Origin of the sequence: Paraburkholderia nodosa DSM 21604, from assembly GCF_000519185.1 — a bacterium.
GTDB lineage: Bacteria > Pseudomonadota > Gammaproteobacteria > Burkholderiales > Burkholderiaceae > Paraburkholderia > Paraburkholderia nodosa.
Window position 1 is genome coordinate 77,602 of record NZ_JAFA01000028.1, and the last position, 16,195, is coordinate 93,796.

The 16,195-nt window shown below is 65.7% G+C and carries 14 protein-coding genes; 4 read left to right on the plus strand and 10 right to left on the minus strand.

Annotated elements, in window-relative coordinates:
* Positions 1-27 precede the first annotated feature (27 nt).
* The 5 genes from A3CW_RS0131360 to pdxR all read right to left on the minus strand — a co-directional run bounded on the left by A3CW_RS0131360 (position 28) and on the right by pdxR (position 6,125).
* Complete coding sequence (locus A3CW_RS0131360) at positions 28-789, minus strand: sulfite exporter TauE/SafE family protein (protein ID WP_028207097.1); 762 nt, start codon at positions 787-789, stop codon at positions 28-30.
* Complete coding sequence (gene pta, locus A3CW_RS0131365) at positions 786-1,826, minus strand: phosphate acetyltransferase (RefSeq protein ID WP_028207098.1); 1,041 nt, start codon at positions 1,824-1,826, stop codon at positions 786-788. The genes A3CW_RS0131360 and pta overlap by 4 nt, the downstream gene beginning before the upstream one ends.
* A 166-nt stretch (positions 1,827-1,992) precedes the next feature.
* On the minus strand, positions 1,993-3,804 hold the full coding sequence (xsc, locus tag A3CW_RS0131370) for a sulfoacetaldehyde acetyltransferase (RefSeq protein ID WP_028207099.1): 1,812 nt from the start codon (positions 3,802-3,804) through the stop codon (positions 1,993-1,995).
* A 190-nt stretch (positions 3,805-3,994) separates the two neighbouring features.
* Entirely contained in the window at positions 3,995-4,399 is a 405-nt protein-coding gene (locus A3CW_RS0131375) for a nuclear transport factor 2 family protein (RefSeq protein WP_028207100.1), read from the minus strand.
* A 151-nt stretch (positions 4,400-4,550) separates the two neighbouring features.
* Positions 4,551-6,125 carry a MocR-like pyridoxine biosynthesis transcription factor PdxR gene (gene pdxR, locus A3CW_RS0131380; RefSeq protein WP_028207101.1) on the minus strand — a complete coding sequence of 525 codons (1,575 nt, stop codon included), beginning with the start codon at positions 6,123-6,125 and terminating at the stop codon, positions 4,551-4,553.
* Positions 6,126-6,653: 528 nt separating this feature from the next.
* Between pdxR and A3CW_RS0131385 the strand changes: the two genes are divergently transcribed.
* Genes A3CW_RS0131385 through A3CW_RS0131395 form a run of 3 tightly spaced genes read left to right on the plus strand, consistent with a single transcriptional unit; the run spans position 6,654 to position 9,323 of the window.
* Positions 6,654-7,505 (plus strand): ABC transporter permease, encoded by an 852-nt coding sequence (locus A3CW_RS0131385; RefSeq protein WP_028207102.1) that lies wholly within the window; start codon positions 6,654-6,656, stop codon positions 7,503-7,505.
* Positions 7,506-7,529: 24 nt separating this feature from the next.
* A complete protein-coding gene (locus A3CW_RS0131390; protein ID WP_028207103.1) occupies positions 7,530-8,549 on the plus strand; it encodes a taurine ABC transporter substrate-binding protein in 1,020 nt (339 codons plus the stop codon).
* Positions 8,550-8,585: 36 nt separating this feature from the next.
* Positions 8,586-9,323 (plus strand): ABC transporter ATP-binding protein, encoded by a 738-nt coding sequence (locus tag A3CW_RS0131395; protein ID WP_028207104.1) that lies wholly within the window; start codon positions 8,586-8,588, stop codon positions 9,321-9,323.
* An 8-nt stretch (positions 9,324-9,331) separates the two neighbouring features.
* Here the strand turns inward: A3CW_RS0131395 and mdtD are convergent, their stop codons facing one another.
* Entirely contained in the window at positions 9,332-10,735 is a 1,404-nt protein-coding gene (gene mdtD, locus A3CW_RS0131400) for a multidrug transporter subunit MdtD (RefSeq protein WP_028207105.1), read from the minus strand.
* Positions 10,736-10,882: 147 nt separating this feature from the next.
* On the opposite strand from mdtD, the gene A3CW_RS0131405 reads away from it, so the two are divergent.
* A complete protein-coding gene (locus A3CW_RS0131405) occupies positions 10,883-11,743 on the plus strand; it encodes a LysR family transcriptional regulator (RefSeq protein ID WP_028207106.1) in 861 nt (286 codons plus the stop codon).
* Between the two features lie 78 nt (positions 11,744-11,821).
* Here the strand turns inward: A3CW_RS0131405 and A3CW_RS0131410 are convergent, their stop codons facing one another.
* From A3CW_RS0131410 to A3CW_RS0131425, 4 genes are all read right to left on the minus strand, one after another.
* Positions 11,822-12,544 (minus strand): SDR family NAD(P)-dependent oxidoreductase, encoded by a 723-nt coding sequence (locus A3CW_RS0131410; RefSeq protein WP_051481833.1) that lies wholly within the window; start codon positions 12,542-12,544, stop codon positions 11,822-11,824.
* A 9-nt stretch (positions 12,545-12,553) separates the two neighbouring features.
* A complete protein-coding gene (locus A3CW_RS0131415; protein ID WP_028207108.1) occupies positions 12,554-13,342 on the minus strand; it encodes a DeoR/GlpR family DNA-binding transcription regulator in 789 nt (262 codons plus the stop codon).
* Positions 13,343-13,515: 173 nt separating this feature from the next.
* Positions 13,516-14,739 carry a sialidase family protein gene (locus A3CW_RS0131420; protein WP_028207109.1) on the minus strand — a complete coding sequence of 408 codons (1,224 nt, stop codon included), beginning with the start codon at positions 14,737-14,739 and terminating at the stop codon, positions 13,516-13,518.
* 45 nt (positions 14,740-14,784) lie between these two features.
* Positions 14,785-16,194 (minus strand): sodium:solute symporter family protein, encoded by a 1,410-nt coding sequence (locus tag A3CW_RS0131425; protein ID WP_028207110.1) that lies wholly within the window; start codon positions 16,192-16,194, stop codon positions 14,785-14,787.
* Position 16,195 lies beyond the last annotated feature (1 nt).

The window sequence follows — 16,195 nt, forward strand, 5'->3', positions numbered from 1 at the left end:
TCCTGCGCGGGCAATCCCCAGCTCACATCAAACCATCAGCGCCTTCACCGCACACAGCACGAGCGAAGCGCCAATGATCATCAGCACGCCGAACGCCAGCCTGCGCATCGCGAGGGAAGAAAGCGGCGGCGGGTAGTGGCGCGCCGCGAGCGTCATCAGCATCACGACCGGCGCGGCGAGCGCAGCCTCGATGCAGATCGAAGTGGGAAGCTCGCCCTCCCAGGCGCTGAACAGCACGCGCGTGAGCGACGTCACCGTGAAAAGGAGGATCAGCGCGCAGCGAATCTCGATCAGCTTGAGCGGCTGGCGATAGAACTGGAAGATGAGCGGCGGCCCGGACACGCCGAACATGCCGCTCAGGAGGCCGCCGCACACGCCGCTCACGAAAAAGCTGCGGTCGCCCGAGCGTTGCGCGAGCGGCGCGGGCCGCAGCGCGGCGCCCAGGCCGCCGTACAGCACGACGGCGCCGAGCAGCAATTGCAGCATGCCGGAAGCCGAAGCGCTTAGATAGTCGAGCACCAGGACACCCACCACGACCGAGGGCAGCACGCCGAGCGTCGCGGCGCCCACGGCCCGCCAGTCAATATGGTGAAGCTTGCCGGGCAGTGCCGCCGCGCTGTTCGCGAGCGTGACGAGACTCAGCAGGGTGGCGATGCTTGCGAGCGGCGCGAGGCCGAAGCCGCTCGTGGCGCCCATGACGATCATGCTGAGGCCGAAGCCGGTGATCGTCTGGAAATAACTGGCCGCGCCGATCACGGCGATCAGCACCAGGACCTTCTCATGCGTCATGCTGCGTGGGGTTCCTTCGAGTGAGTGACGTCGCGCTGGCGGGCCGTCTGCGCCTGGACCGCCGTGGTGGCGATCACGTAATAGATATCCTCGGGGCAGCAGCCGCGCGAGAGATCGTTGGCGGGCCGGTTCAGGCCCTGCATCAGCGGGCCGATGGCCTTCGCGCCGCCAAGACGCTCCGCGAGCTTGTAGCCGATATTGCCCGCGTCGAGATTCGGGAAGACCAGCACGTTCGCGTGGCCGCCGCACTGCGAATGCTCGATCTTGCGCTCGGCGATCTCCGCCACGAGCGCCGCGTCGAGCTGCACGTCGCCGTCCACGCAGAGGGCGGGGCGCTGCTCGTGCACGCGCCGTGTCGCCTCGATCACCTTGTCCACGCTCGCATGGTGGGCGCTGCCGCTCGTCGAGAACGACAGCATCGCCACGCGCGGCTCTTCCATCAGCAGGCTGCGCGCGCTGTCGGCGGCGGCCATGGCGATCTCGGCGAGCTGCGCGGCGTCGGGGTCCACCACGAGCGCGCAGTCGGAGAAGATCAGGCCGCCTTTATAGCGATGGAACGGCTCGCACAGCATCATCAGGAAGAAGCTCGATACGAGCTTGAACGACGGCTCGACGCCGATCAGCTGGATGGCCGTGCGCACCACATCGGCGCTCGTGTGAACGGCGCCCGCTACCGAACCGTCCGCGTGGCCGAGACGCACCATCAGGTTGGCAAAGACGAGCGGCTTCGCGGCCTCCTCCCACGCGAGCGCGGGCGTCATGCCTTTGGCGCCGCGCAGCGCGACCAGCTGGTCGGCGAAGGCCGCTCGCCATGCGCTCTTTTGCGGGTCGATCAGCGTGATCTCGCCGAGATCGAGCGACTCGCGCGCAGCGGCCGCGCGGATGGTGCCCGGGTCGCCCAGGAGCATGATGCGCGCGATGCCCTCCTGATGCGCCCGCGCCGCGGCGGCGAGCACGCGTGGGTCATCGGCTTCGCACAGCACGATGCGCATGGGCGCGAAGCGGGCGCTTTCGACGATACGGTTCAGGGCTTTCATGGTGTCATGGGCTCACGGACGCACAAACGAATGCACTCACGCCAGCAGTTGGCGTGTCCAGACGAAAACCGGCCACAAGCGGGTGCACCGCCTGCGGCCGGCGATCGGACGCAGCCCGCGCGCACCTGCTTGCAACATACCGCGCGCGCCGGCTGCGGCTGGCCCTTCAGACGAAGTCCTTGTACTTGTCGAGCAGGCGCACGGGCTTCGAAAGCGCGTCGCGGCGGAACGGATCGCCAAGCTCGCGCGTGCACATGATCTCGACGATGGTCGTCTTGCCCTGGTTCATCTGCAGATCGATTGCGCGCTTGAGCGCCGGACCCACGTCCTCGAGCTTGTCCACCACGATGCCTTCTGCGCCCATCGCCTTCGCGATGCCGGCGAAGCTCGGGCTTTCCAGCTCGCCCGCCACGAAGCGGCGATCGTAGAAGTCCACCTGGTTCTTCTTCTCGGCGCCCCACTGACGGTTGTGGAACACGACGGCCGTCACCGGAATGTTGTGGCGCACGCAAGTGAGCGTTTCCATCAGGCTCATGCCCCAGGCGCCGTCGCCCGCATACGAGATTGCGGGGCGGTGGGGCGCGGCCACCTTCGCGCCCATGATCGTCGGGAACGCATAGCCGCAGTTGCCCCAGCTCATCGCGGCGAAGAAGCTGCGCGGCTTGTTGAAGCGCAGATAGCTGTTCGCGACGGAGTTGATGTTGCCGATGTCGGTCGACACCATGACGTCCTCGGGCATCGCCTTCTCGAGTTCGCGCAGCACCTGGCGCGGATGCAGATACTCGCCGCCGCTGGGCGGGCGCTCGTGCTTCTGCTCTTCGATCATGTCGAGGCTGTAGGCGTCGCGCTCGTGCGTCCACGAGTCGAGTTCCTTTTCCCACGCGGCCTTTTCGGTCGCGATCTGGTCGGCGCGCTCGGCGCGGTTGGCGTCGCTCACGAGGGTGCGGTTCGCGAGCAGCTCGGTCAGCGCCTGCGCCGAAGCCTTCGCGTCGCCGCAAATGCCCACCGAAATCTTCTTCACGAGGCCGAGCATCTTGTGATCGGCGTCGATCTGGATGATCTTCGCGTCTTTTGGCCAGTAGTCCATACCATGTTGCGGCAGCGTGCCGAACGGTCCGAGGCGCGAGCCCAGCGCAATCACGACGTCCGCGCGCGAGATCAGCTTCATCGCGGCCTTCGATCCCTGATAGCCGAGCGGGCCGCACCAGAGCGGATGATTCGCCGGGAACGAATCGTTGTGCAGGTAGCTGTTCACGACGGGCGCGCCGAGGCGTTCGGCGAGCGCCTTGCACTCCTCGATCGCATCGCCCATCACGACGCCGCCGCCGGAAATGATGACGGGGAACTTCGCGGCCGCGATCAGATCGGCCGCTTCGTTGAGGCTTTCGGCGCCGCCGGGGCCGCGGTCGAGCCGGCGCGGCTGCGGAATCTCGGCCTTGATCTTGCCGTAGAAGTAGTCGCGCGGAATGTTGAGCTGGGTCGGGCCCATTTCGGACATGGCGCGGTCGAAGCAGCGCGCGGTGTACTCGGCCATGCGCGCGGGGTTCGTCACGTGGCCCTGGTACTTCGTGAACTCCTGGAACATCGGCAACTGATTCGCTTCCTGGAAGCCGCCGAGGCCGATGCCCATCGTACCGGCTTCGGGCGTGACGATCACGACCGGGCTATGGGCCCAGTAAGCCGCCGCGATGGCCGTCACGCAGTTGCTGATGCCGGGACCGTTCTGGCCGATCACGACGCCATGGCGGCCCGATACGCGCGAGTAGCCGTCGGCCATGTGCCCTGCGCCCTGCTCGTGAACGACGGGAATGAGGCGAATGCCGGCGGGCGCGAAGATGTCCATCGCATCCATGAACGCGGAGCCCATGATGCCGAACATGTCGGTCACGCCGTTGGCCGCGAGGGTTTCGACAAAGGCCTCGGACGGGGTCATGTCCTGCGGGCCGCTGGCCGTCTGGGTGGGGGTCTTTTCGCTCATCAACTGTCTCCGGTTATCGTTTGACGGAACGCCGTGTTTTGAATGCTATTCGGCACCCAATGAGGGTCAAGGGATTCCGTCCTTGATGGGTGAATCTGAAATGGAATGGAACGTTTCGTTTCAAAACACTGGGCGACCGATGCGCCGCTGCGCCGCTGCGCCGATGCGCCGCTGCGCCGCTGCACGCGGGTCAGGCGGCCTGCTTCGGGCGCTCCTTGCGGAACGCGCGCTTCACGGCGATCAGGCCGTCGCGGAATTCGAAGAGATCGCAGCCTTCGGCTTCGATCCGCCAGCCTTCGGCATGCGTGCCGCTGAACACCCATTCGGATACGCCGCGTTCGCCCGCGACGTAGTGGCGGCCGCCGCCCCAATGGGCGTCGGGGAACGTGCGGAAGACCGCTTCGAAAGCGGCGCGCACCGCCTCACGCCCGACGAAGCGGGCGCCGTATACCTCGGGGCCGCCGGCCGCGTCGAACACGCAGTCTTCGGTCATGAACCCCATCAGCGCGTCGGCGTCATGGCGGTTGAAGGCGTCGGAAAAGGCGGCGAGCGTGTCGGCCGTGACGGCGGGTTGGGCGCTGAGCGTGTCTGCCATACGTGTCTCCAGTGGAAAAGCCGGCGCCGGCCGGTGCGCGAGGACTCGCGCGCGGCACGGTATATCGACACGTTAGGGTTTGCCTCTCGACGGCGGTAGCACCAGTGCGGAGCTTTCGCCTGGGCCAGCGCCCGAATGCTTCCTGAGAGGCTCAGGCGGGCCGCTGCTTGCGCACGACCTCGGCGAGCGCGCGCACGCCGGGTTCGATTTTCTCGAGCTTGATGGCGGAGAATCCCATGCGGAACCATGGACTGTGTTCGGCTTCGTCGGCGAAGAACACGCCGCCGGGCTCGATCAGGATGCCGGCTTCGCGCGCGTCGTCGGCAAGGCGCGCGGAATCCAGCCACGCCGGGCCCTCGACCCAGCACGAGGCGCCACCGCCGATCGGCACGTAACGCACCTCGGGCAGATGGGTGTCGAGCGCCGCCATCAACGCGCGGGCGCGCTCCTTGTAGGCATGCGCGAGCCGGCGCAGCAGCGCGTCGTGGTGTCCGAGCGCGAGAAACGTCGCGAACGCGCGCTGGATATAGGCCACCGGGTGCCGGACCATCAGGCGGCGTAGCGAGCGCAGCTCGCGCACAAGTTCCTGCGGGCCGACCACGTAACCGAGACGCAGGCCGGGGGCGAACGTCTTCGAAAGGCTGCCCACGTAGATCACGCGATCGGCCGTGTCGAGGCTCTTCAAGGCCGGATGCGGCGTGCCGGAGAAGGTGTTTTCGCTCTCGTAGTCGTCTTCGATGATGACGAAGTCGTGCTGTTGGGCCAGTTCGAGCAGCGCCTGGCGGCGCGCGATGGGCATGGTGGCCGTGGTCGGGCACTGATGGCTCGGCGTGACGAACACGTAATCGCAGCGGGCGAGCGAGTCGCGCAGGCGCTCCGGGTCGATCCCTTCGCCGTCGATCGGCAATTCGAGCAGCTGCGCGTTGCGATTCACGAAAATATTGCGTGCATCGGGATATCCCGGATTCTCGAAGCCGACGGTCGTGTTCTTGCCGCAGAGCAGGTCGGCGACGAGATAGAGCGCCTGCTGGCAGCCATTCGTGATGATGATCTCCTCGGGCATGGCGAACACGCCGCGCCGCGGCAGCACGCGCGTGCGGATCTGCTGGATCAGCGACTCGTCATCGCGCTCGATCAGGTCGGGCGCCCAGTTGCGGATCTCCATGATCGAGAGCGCTTTCAGGCAGCACTCGCGCCAGTCGTTGGTCGGAAAGAGCGATTGATCGAATTGCCCGTAGATGAAGGGATATGCGTAGTTCTGCCAATTGGCGGGTTTGACGATGTTGCGCTGGGCGGAGGGCGGGCGCACGATGCGCGATTTCCACGCGGGCGGGGCGGGCGACTGGGCGCCATGGGGCTTGACGATGTCGGGCTGCTGCACCCGTTGCTGCACGCGCTGCTGGACCCGCTGTTGGACCCGCTGCTGGACCGTTACGCCGTGCAGGCCCTCCAGCATCTCGGGGTTGACGAAGTGCCCGCTGCGTTCGCGCGAGACCAGATAGCCTTCCTCCACGAGCATCTGGTAGGCGAGCACCACGGTATTGCGCGCTACGCCGAGTTGCTCGGCCAACTCGCGGCTCGAAGGCAGGGCGGAGTCCGGCGGCAACTGCCCGTCGAGGATGGAGGCCACCAGCATCTCGCGGATCTGGTGCTGCAGACTAGTCTTCGACTCCGGTGACCGTCGGAATTGCTGTGCCCAAAGGGCGGACGGGGTACGGGTCGGCATGCTGGCTCCTGTGATCGATGACGGGGGTGAGGACGTTTGAGCGGCGAAATCGGCCGCTCAATCAACACACGATATTCAACACTGGCCGTCCGAGTCGATTAGGTAAATTTCGGAGCGACGGTTCGCGACGAAACGGTCAGCACGCCGCTTTCGGCAAGAAACTCGACGCGCGCGCGCACGCCAGGCCCTTGCTGCGGCGCAGCGCGACCGGCTGGCGGGCGTTGGGGCTGCGAGCGCGCGGGGGGCAAATAATCGGAAGAAATCGGCTGGACGGGGCCTGCTGCGCGTCGGGAAAGCGGGAGACAGCGGTCATCCGCGACTGGCCCCATCGGAACTTCCTGCCTGGTACTACCCGCCGCTTTATTGATTGAGAATGCTTGACTAAACGGGCGAGTTCGCGAGTGCGAAATAAAAGAAGCCGAAATCTGCCCTGTAGCCGCTGACTATACTTGAATTGAGACGGAACCCGAACCGGACGCGGAACTTCGCGCTGGCGTGCGCATAGTTTTTCAACTTGAGGAGACGGCGGTGAGAGCCCTACCCAGACTAAAGATGATGAAGCATCACGCGGATTCGTCGATCGAGCCGGTCATCAAGATCCGCCGCGGCCACGGGAAACTGAATTCCTGGGCGTTGACCACTGCCGTGATCGTGATATGCGTCCTGCTCTGGCAGGCGGTATCGATGGCGGGCATCTTCCCGTCGTTCGCGCTGCCCTCGCCGGTGGCGGTGTGGCAGGCCTTCGTCGAAATCGTCCACAACGGCTACGGCGGCCAGTCGCTCGTCAGCGATGTCCTGATTAGTTGCTTTCGCATCGTCATTGGTTTTGTGGGCGCGATTGCGATCGGCGTGCCGATCGGGCTGCTGATGTCACGCAACAAGATCGTGTTCGACATCATCGATCCGCTGCTGCAGTTCGTCCGGCCGGTTCCGCCGCTTGCCTATATTCCGCTGCTGGTGGTGTGGTTCGGCATCGGCGAATTGCCCAAAGCCATTCTGATTCTGGTCGGCACCATTCCGGTCATCATCATCGGCACGATGTCGGGCGTGAAAAGCACGCCGGCGCTGCGCATCGAGGTTGCCCGCACGCTTGGCGCAACCAACGCGCAAATCTTCCGCAAGGTCGTGCTGCCCTCGGCAATGCCGGAGATCTTCACCGCAATGCGCGTGGGTATCGGCGTGGCGTGGACCTGTCTGGTTGCCGCGGAACTGATCGCGGCGAGCAGCGGCCTTGGCTGGCTCGTCCAGTTCGCCGGACAGGCCTTGCAGGTTGCCATCGTGATCGTCGGCATCGTGATCATCGGGTTGATCGGATATGGAATGGAGCTGGCGATTCGCAAGATCGAAAATATCGTCGTACCGTGGCGCGGACATAACTAATCGGGTAATCGGAGGAGACGAAAAATGAAAAAGATGCAATGGATCTATGGCATGAGCGCGGCTGTGCTGGCGAGCAGTTGTCTGATTCCCGGCGCGGTGCATTCGCAGAGCAAGCCCGAGGTGATCATCGGCTACGAGGACAACGGCGCCGATCCGTACATGGTGTCGATGGCCGAGCATATGTTCGAAAAGCAGATGAACGCCGATGTCCAGTACAAGCTCTTCAGTTCGGGTCCGGCGGCGATGAGTGCATTGGCATCGAACAGTCTCACGTTCATGTGCGGGCTGGGCGTTCCGCCGCTCGTCACGGCTATTGCACAGGGCTTGCCGATGACCATCGTGTACAACCAGGAGCGCTACACGAATGCGGCCGGCATCGTGGTCAAGCCGGATAGCGGCATCCACGACGTCGCGGGGCTGCAAGGCAAGAAGATCGCGATCGTCGCCGGCTCGCAGGCCTCGTTCGAACTGGCGACCTTCCTTGCGGCTGCGCACGTGCCGTATGCGTCCGTCACGCAGATCAATATGGCGCCGCCGCAGATGCGCACCTCGTGGGTGACCGGTGCGATCGATGCGGCGATCGTCTGGGATCCGGTATTCAGCGCGCTGCGTACGGCCGGCGGCAAGGCGATCAAGACGGACGGCGATCTGCCGCGCGAAGCTTCGAGCTACAACGTCTGTATCGCCAACTCCGAGTGGGCGAAGGCGCATCCGGACCTGGTCCGCGGTTTCGTCGCGGCGCTCGACCAGGGCTATCAGGTGACGATGAAGGATCGCGACAAGGCGCTCGCCGAGATGGCGAAGGCAACGGGCGTGACAGTGCCGGTGGCGACGAGCGAGCTCGCCGGTTATGAGCTGTTTTCCGGCGCCGACCAGACCACGCCGAAAGTCATGGGCCTCGACGCAGGCGTCAAAACCTCCGCCACGTACCTGACTCTGGTGAACACGGCCAAGGTGCTCAACTCGATAGGCCGCATTCCGAGTGTGCCGGCGAGTTTCGACAACAACGTCGCGCCGCAGTACTCGAAGCATCTGGCGCATTGATCCATTGACTGTCTGACTGTCGAGCAGGAGACGAACTTGAACATCGTCATCGATTCTCTGTACAAGACATTCGGCGCCACATCGGCACTGGAAAACATCAATCTGCAGTTCCGGGGCGGCGAATTCATCACCGTGCTCGGCGCCTCGGGCTGTGGAAAGACGACCTTGCTGCATTTGCTTGCCGGCTTGACGTCGCCCACCAAGGGCAACATCTATGTCGATGGCGAGATCAAGGACCAGCCTGGGGCCGACCGTGTCGTCGTGTTCCAGCAGGCCGGCTTGTTTCCGTGGCTCAGCGTGGAAGAAAACATCGAGTTCGGGCCGTCACTGCATTCGGTGCCCAAGGCGCAACGGCGCAAGGAGTCGGCGGACATTTTGCGCATCATCGGTCTGGAGTCTTTCGCCCACCATAAGCCCTATGAGCTATCGGGCGGCATGCAGCAGCGCGTGGCAATTGCGCGGGCGCTCGTGATGAAGCCGAAGGTGCTGCTGATGGACGAGCCCTTCGGCGCGCTGGATGCGCAGACGCGCAGTTCCATGCAGACGTTCTTGACCGCGCTGTGGGAGCAGCTCCACTGCACGGTGGTCTTCATCACCCATGACATCGACGAAGCGATCTTTCTCGGTACGCGCCTTGTCGTGCTTTCAGCGCGACCGGGGCGGGTGGCACTCGACGTACCCATCGAACTGGAAAGACCGCGTACGCCTCAGGTCGCATTCGAATCACACTTCCTGGATCTGAAGAAACGCGCGATGGGAATTCTTGCGCACTGATCGCGCGCTCAGCGGCGGGCGGCCGTGGCCGCCATCGCCGAAGGCGAAGCAGCGACGCGCGTCTGCGTGTCGATGCGGCGGAAGATCAGGGCGGAGATCAGCGTGATCGCGCCCACACCTGCGAAGCTCATGCGAAAGCCGGGCGCAACCGATCCCCACTGTGCCTCGCCAAGGCTCACGAGCGCGCCGCCGATGGTGACGCCGAGTCCCATGGCGAGCATTTGCACCATGGAAAAGAGGCTGTTGCCGCTGCCGGCGTCTTCGTGGGAGAGGTCCTTGAGCGTGACGCTGTTCATCGCGGCGAACTGCATCGAGTTGGCCGCGCCGAAGATGGCCAGCACGACAATCTCCACGGCGATGGGCGTGCCGCGCGAGATCAGTGCGAACGCAACGATCGATGCGCCCACGATCAGCGTGTTGACCAGCAGGAATGTCTCGTAGCCGTAACGGCGGATCAGCGGCGCAATCCAGCGTTTGGCGACCGTCCCCGCGAGCGCGGCGGGCAGCATCATGAGGCCCGAGCGCAGCGGCGAGTAACCAAGCTCGAGTTGCATGAGCAGCGGCACGAGAAACGGCACGGCGCTCGAGCCGATGCGGCAGACGAGATTGCCGATCAGGCCGACGCTGAAATTCGGCTCGCCGAACAAGCGCAGCTTGAAGAGCGGATCGCGGCGGCCGCGCGCATACGCCACGTAAGCGAAGGCGGCCGCGATGCCGAGTGCGAAGAGCCCGGCAGACCACGCGGCGCGATGCGTCTGGACCGGTGTGTCGAAGGCCAGTGAAAACGCAATCATGCACAGCGACACGAGTGCGCAGCCGGCGAGATCGAACCGAGGCGCCGCAGTGCTCGTCGCGTTCGGCAGATAGCGGTGCACCGCGAACACGCCGGCGAGGCCGATCGGCACGTTGATCAGGAAGATCCAGTGCCATGAAATGGCCTGCACGAACCAGCCGCCCAGCGTCGGGCCGACGATCGGCCCCACCTGGCCCGCCACCGAAATGAGCGCGAGCGCCGAGACGTATTGCTCGCCGCTCACCGCACGCAGCACCGCGAGCCGGCCGATGGGCATCAGCATCGATCCACCGATCCCCTGCAGCACGCGCGCGACCACCAGCTGCTCGAGCGTGTGCGCACTCGCGCAGCACAGCGAGCCGAGCACGAAGATCAGAATCGCGACGAAATAGACGCGGCGCGTGCCGAAGCGGTCGGCGAGCCAGCCCGATGCGGGCGTGAGCATGGCCATGGTCAGCGTGTACGCGACGATGACCGGCTGCATCACGAGCGGTCGCACGCCAAGGCTGCGCGCAATCGAGGGGAGCGCGGTGTTGACGATCGTCGTGTCGAGCGTCTGCATGAAAAAACCGGCGGCGACGATCCATAGCAGCGCCGTGTGGCTCGAATTCTTGTTCATCTGGGACTTCTCGGCGCGCCGCGTCAGGGGCGGGTACGGCTTTGCGGCGCAATCATCATCAATGCCGTCATGATATTGTTACCATCGCTCATCGGGAACCCCAGTAGAGACTTTGACTGTCATCGGCATTGCCGATAACCATCCGCCATGCTCAACCCCATCTGGCTCAGGACCTTCGAAGCGGTCGCGCGCTGCCACAGTTTCACGGAAGCGGCACGCCAGCTCGGACTCACGCAGTCGAGCGTGAGCGATCACGTGCGCCGGCTTGAAGAAGCGATCGGGCGCCGCCTGTTTATCCGCGACACGCATTCGCTCGCCATCACGTCCGATGGCGAGGCGATGCTGGCACATGCCGGCAGCATCCTGCAGGCGATCAACCGCGCCGAGTCGCAGTTCCGCGCGCCGCGCCTGCGCGGGCGGGTGCGGCTCGGCTGTTCCGACGACGTTGCGCTGGGCCCGCTGCCCGCCGTGCTGACGGCGTTTCGCAACGCGCATCCCGACGTGGAGCTGGAGATCACCATCGGCATGACGGGCCGGCTTTACGAGCTGCTGGATTCCGGCGCCATCGACCTGATGGTGGGCAAGCGGCGATTGGGCGACAAACGCGGCACGGTGCTCTTCACCGGACGGCTCGAATGGCTCGCGCGCGCCGGCACGACGATGGATCTCGCGCAGCCGCTGCCGCTCATTCTTGTGGCCGAGCCGAGCGTGACGCGGGCCGTGGTGCTCGACGCGCTTGCGCAGACTGACTTCCGCTGGCAACTGGTGTGTACGAGCAGCAGCCATTCGGGCTGCGTGGCGGCGGCGCGCGCCGGACTCGGGGTCACCGTACGGCCCCAATATCTTGCGGCACGCGGGCTGGCGCCGCCCGTGAATGTCGCGAGCCTGCCGGCGCTGCCCAACGTCGAATTCATCGCGCTCGCGGGAAAGCGGCTTTCCCGCCCGGCGCAAACGCTGCTGCAACTCATGCACGACAGCGACTTGCGCGGCTCGTGGATCGGTGAATGAGCGCGAGGCGGGAACGCCGGGAATGCGGCGCGGCGCGCGGATCAGGTGTCGATGCGCACGCTCTGTATTCGAACGCGCCTACAGCGAACTCCCCCCGCAGATCATGATCTGCTGCCCCGTGATCGCGCCGGCCTGCGGGCCGAGCAGATACGCGACCATCGAGGCCACTTCCTCCACCGTCACGTAGCGCCCGATCGGCGGCATGACCGGCGCGCTGGACGTGCGCTTCGGGTCGTTCAACATGGGCGTGGCGGTTGCTGCGGGGGAAACCACGTTGACGGTGATGCCGCGCGGCGCGAGTTCGATGGCCCACGACCGCGCCATGCCGACCATGGCGGCCTTGACGGCGGCGTACTGGCTGCGCCCGGCGGCGCCGCCCGACACGCGGCTGCCGATCAGCACGATGCGGCCGCCCTCGGGCATGGCGGGCACGAGCGCGTTGGCGAGCGCCGAGGCGGCGGCCACGTGCAGACGCCACATCGCTTCGCCGCTCGCTGCGTCGAGTTCGCCGATGCGCGCTGTTTTCATGAAGCCGGCCGCGTGCACGAGGCCATCGACCGCGCCCAGGCGTTGCGCGAGTCCGGCAATCGCGGCGGTATCGTCGAGGTCCGCGGCGCACCAGGTGAAGCGGGGATGATCGAGGTCCGGCGCGCTGCGGCTTAGCCCGATCACGTCGTGGCCTTCGGCGAGCAGGTGCTGCGCAATGGCGTAGCCGATGCCGGAGCTTGCGCCCGTCACGACCATACGCTTGTTCGTGGCGGTTGCTGCCGTGCTATTTGCTGCGTTCGTTGCGTTGTCCATTGTCGTCTTTCAATGCGCGGCTCCCGCACGCACTTCGATCGGCTCGATCGTGAGCCCCGCGAGATTGCGGAACGCCTGCAATTCGCCATGCGAAGCGCTCGCGTCCGTGATGAGCGTCCACGGTTTCTCGATCGGCGCCCAGTGCTGCTGGCTGTCGCGGTTGAGCTTGTCGGCGGTCACGAGCACGAAGAGGCTCGCGGCCTGCCGCATGAGGCATTCCTTGAGGTAGGCCTGATCGGCGGTCGCTTCGCACAGGCCGCGGCCGGCCACCACGCCATCGGCGCCGAGGAAGGCCTTGTCGACCGTCACGCGCGTGAGCGCGAGCTGCGCGATCGGCCCGAGCGTACTCATGCTCGACTCGCGCACCTCGCCGCCGATCAGCGTGAGCGGCACACTGCTGCCGGCGAGTGCCTGGACGACGAGCAGGTTGTTCGTCACCACGCGAATGTCATGGCGCCCCGCCTGCGCGAGCGCGCGCGCCAGCGCGGCGGTGGTGGTGCCGCTGTCGAGGAAGATCGTGTCGCCGGCGCGCACGTGGGCGGCAGCCGCGTGGCCAATGGCGTCCTTCTCCGCCTGGAAGCTCTGGCGGCGCTCTTCGAGCGATTCCTCGGGCGCATGCGTGCCGACCGAAGCCGCACCGCCATAGGTGCGCAGGATGAGCCGCTCGTCGGCGAGCGCGCGCAGGTCGCGGCGCACGGTGGCCTCCGACATGCCGAAGTGTTCGCACAGCTCGGACACTTCGGTCGTGCCGGAGAGGACGGCCTGGAGCATGGCTTCGCGGCGGCGGGCTACTTTCATGGAGTGTTCGGCGTTGGGTTCGGGGCGCCGCTTCGCGGCGAGGCAGACGGCGTGGACAATACGGCGCGCACGCAGTTTACACGGTACTTTACCGCGTGCTGCACCCCGTACTGTAGCCACTTTCCACCGCCTCGCGTTCATCGCGTGGGCTCCCGGTGTATCCCAGTGTCCCGTCAGGCGGCGGCGGGCGCGGGCTGTGACGCGGCGCCCGCCGCGCTGGCCCATTCCTCCGCCACGCTCACGTACTTGATGCGCTGGCGGAAGTACGTGTAAGCGATATGCAGGCGCCCGTCGGGCGACTGCGCGATCGACGGATACGAGAACTCCCGGTTGAGCTTGTCCGTCGAGTTGTTCGTCATGCAGTAGCCGTCGCCGGTTTCCAGGTTGCGCGTGATGGGCCAGGTACGGCCGCCGTCCGTCGAGATGGCGAGCGTCATCGGCGCGCGCGGCGCGCCCCAGAACGCGCTGCCGTGCGCGGAGGCGGCTTGCGTCACCAGCTCGCCGCTGTCCTCCGAATCCTCGATGTCGTCGTAGAGCGAGGCGCGCCGCCCGGTGCTCTGCGCCGCGCTGCTCGCGTTGAACACGAGGCCCAGGTGTCCGTTGGCGAGCGCGACGAACTGGATCGACGAGTTGTTGTTCGGCAGGGCGAGCGGTTCGGGCGCGCTCCACGTCATGCCGTCGGGGGAGCGGCTCGCGTAGATATGATCGGCCCAGCGGCTACGGTAGAGCGCGAGGAGCGAGCCGTCGGCGAGCGGCTGGATGTTCATGTGCACGCAGCCCACGCTCGCGGGCACCGTGTGCTCGGTCCAGCTCGCACCGTTGTCGGTCGAGCGCATCACCACGCTCACGTCGTTGTTGCCCGACCAACGCTCGCCGGGCTGCACGCGGCACAGGAACACGGGGCACAGCCATGCGCCGTCGCGCGCCACCACGACAGGCTGGCGCACGAAGGTGCCGGGGCGGTCGAACAGCGTTTCGATGGGGCCCCAGGTGCGGCCCTGATCGCTGGAAACGCGGCGGCGCACGATCGAGGTGTTCTGGTGCCCGGAAAGTTGCGCCGTGTAGATCAGCCAGATTTCGCCGTTGGGCGCCACAAAGAGCACCGGGTTCTGCTCGGAGCGCGTGGGGTCGTCGGAGAGGCGCACCGGCTCGCTCCACGTGTCGCTGCCCCTGGTCAGGCGCGCGAGGTAGACCGAAATGTCGGGCACGCCTTCCTGGGTGCCGCCAAACCATGCGCAGAGCACGTCGCCGTTGGCAAGCGCGAGCAGGTTCGCCGCGTGGCACTGCACCGTGGCGGCAGGGAGGTAGGCGTCCGTGCGCGCAGCGTCGCCGGCGGCGGCGTGCAGGCGGCCAGGCATGGTGAACGCGGCTTCAGGCAGCGTGGAGGGAGTCGTCATGATGAATTCCTGTTGCGGTGTGGCAAGGGGTTCGCGAGTCGCGCCTTACGAGTCGGAATGCACGACACGCTGGCCGTTGCCGCTCGCCGTGGGCGCGAGCAGCTTCTCGACGACCATCACGATCGCAGGCGAAACGAGCGCGACGTACATGTTGTCGATGCCAAGCGGATTGCCGAGCACATACCAGATCGTCGTGGCGATCGTGGCGACCACGAGCGCGCTGATCGCGCCGCGGTTGCTGTTGAAGAAGGGCAGGTAAATGCCCATCAGCGCGACCACGGTGACCGAAAGGCGCAGTGCGCGGGTGAAGAACGAGAGCGCGAGAATCTGCGGCACGAACAGTACGAAAATGAGCGGCAGGAAGCCCACCACGAAGGAGATCGTGCGCGTGGCGCGAAGTTCTTTCTCAGGCGTCGGGCGATAGCGCGGTACGTAGAAGTCCTTGACGATCAGCGAGGCGATGGCGAGCGCCACCGTGCTCACGCTCACGAAAATCGAGGCGACGAGCGAGACCGTGACCACACCGGAGAGCAGCGGGTGCATGTGCTGGAGAAAGATCGGCAGCGCGTAGAGGCTCTTGATGTTGGGGAACAGGAACTTCGCCGCGACGCCGAGAAAGCCGAGCGCAATCGCGATGGGAAGGCACAGCGCGCCTGCGATCAGCGTGGAGTTGCGCGCCTCGTTCGCCGACTTCGCGCCCGAGATCGCCTGAATGATGAACTGCGTGGAGAAGATCGCCCCGGCCGTGCCGATGATCCATGCGCCAATCGTGCCGCCGCCCAGCATGCCGTTCCAGGTGAAGTACTGGGCGGGCATGGCGTGCATCATCGGCGCGACGCCGCCGGTCATGGAGAGCGCGACCCACACGAGAATGCAAATGCCGATGAGCTTCACGGTGCTGTGCAGGATCGTCACGTAGGCCACGCTCTTCAGGCCGCCCCAGGCGAAGTAGATCGTGCTGACGACGGCGGTGATGAACGCCGCGGTGGGCAGGTTCACGCGCATCACGGTCGAAATGGCCGCGGCGCCGCTCACGTAGTTGCCCACGTTCACGATGAAGAGCGCGTAGATCATGACGGCCGAAACAACGAGCCTGGCCGTCTTGCCGTACTTCTGCGCGATGAAGCCCGAGATCGTGAATTCGCCGGACCGATACAGGCGCCTGGCCATGAACAGGCCGAAGAACACGAAGCCGATGGAAGCGGAGATCACCGACCACGAAGCCGCGATGCCCACGTTGAAGGCTTCCTGCGAGGTGCCGATGGTCGACTTCGCGCCGATATACTCCGACATCAGCAGGATGGCGATCACGATGGCGGGCGTGGAGCGGCCCGCGACCATGAACTGTTCGGTGGTCTTGCTGCGCAGCCGGATGCTGATCCAGGCCGTGACGACGATATACACGACCACCATCGCGATGATGATGGAGGTGTCCCACACGGTGAGGCGATTCATA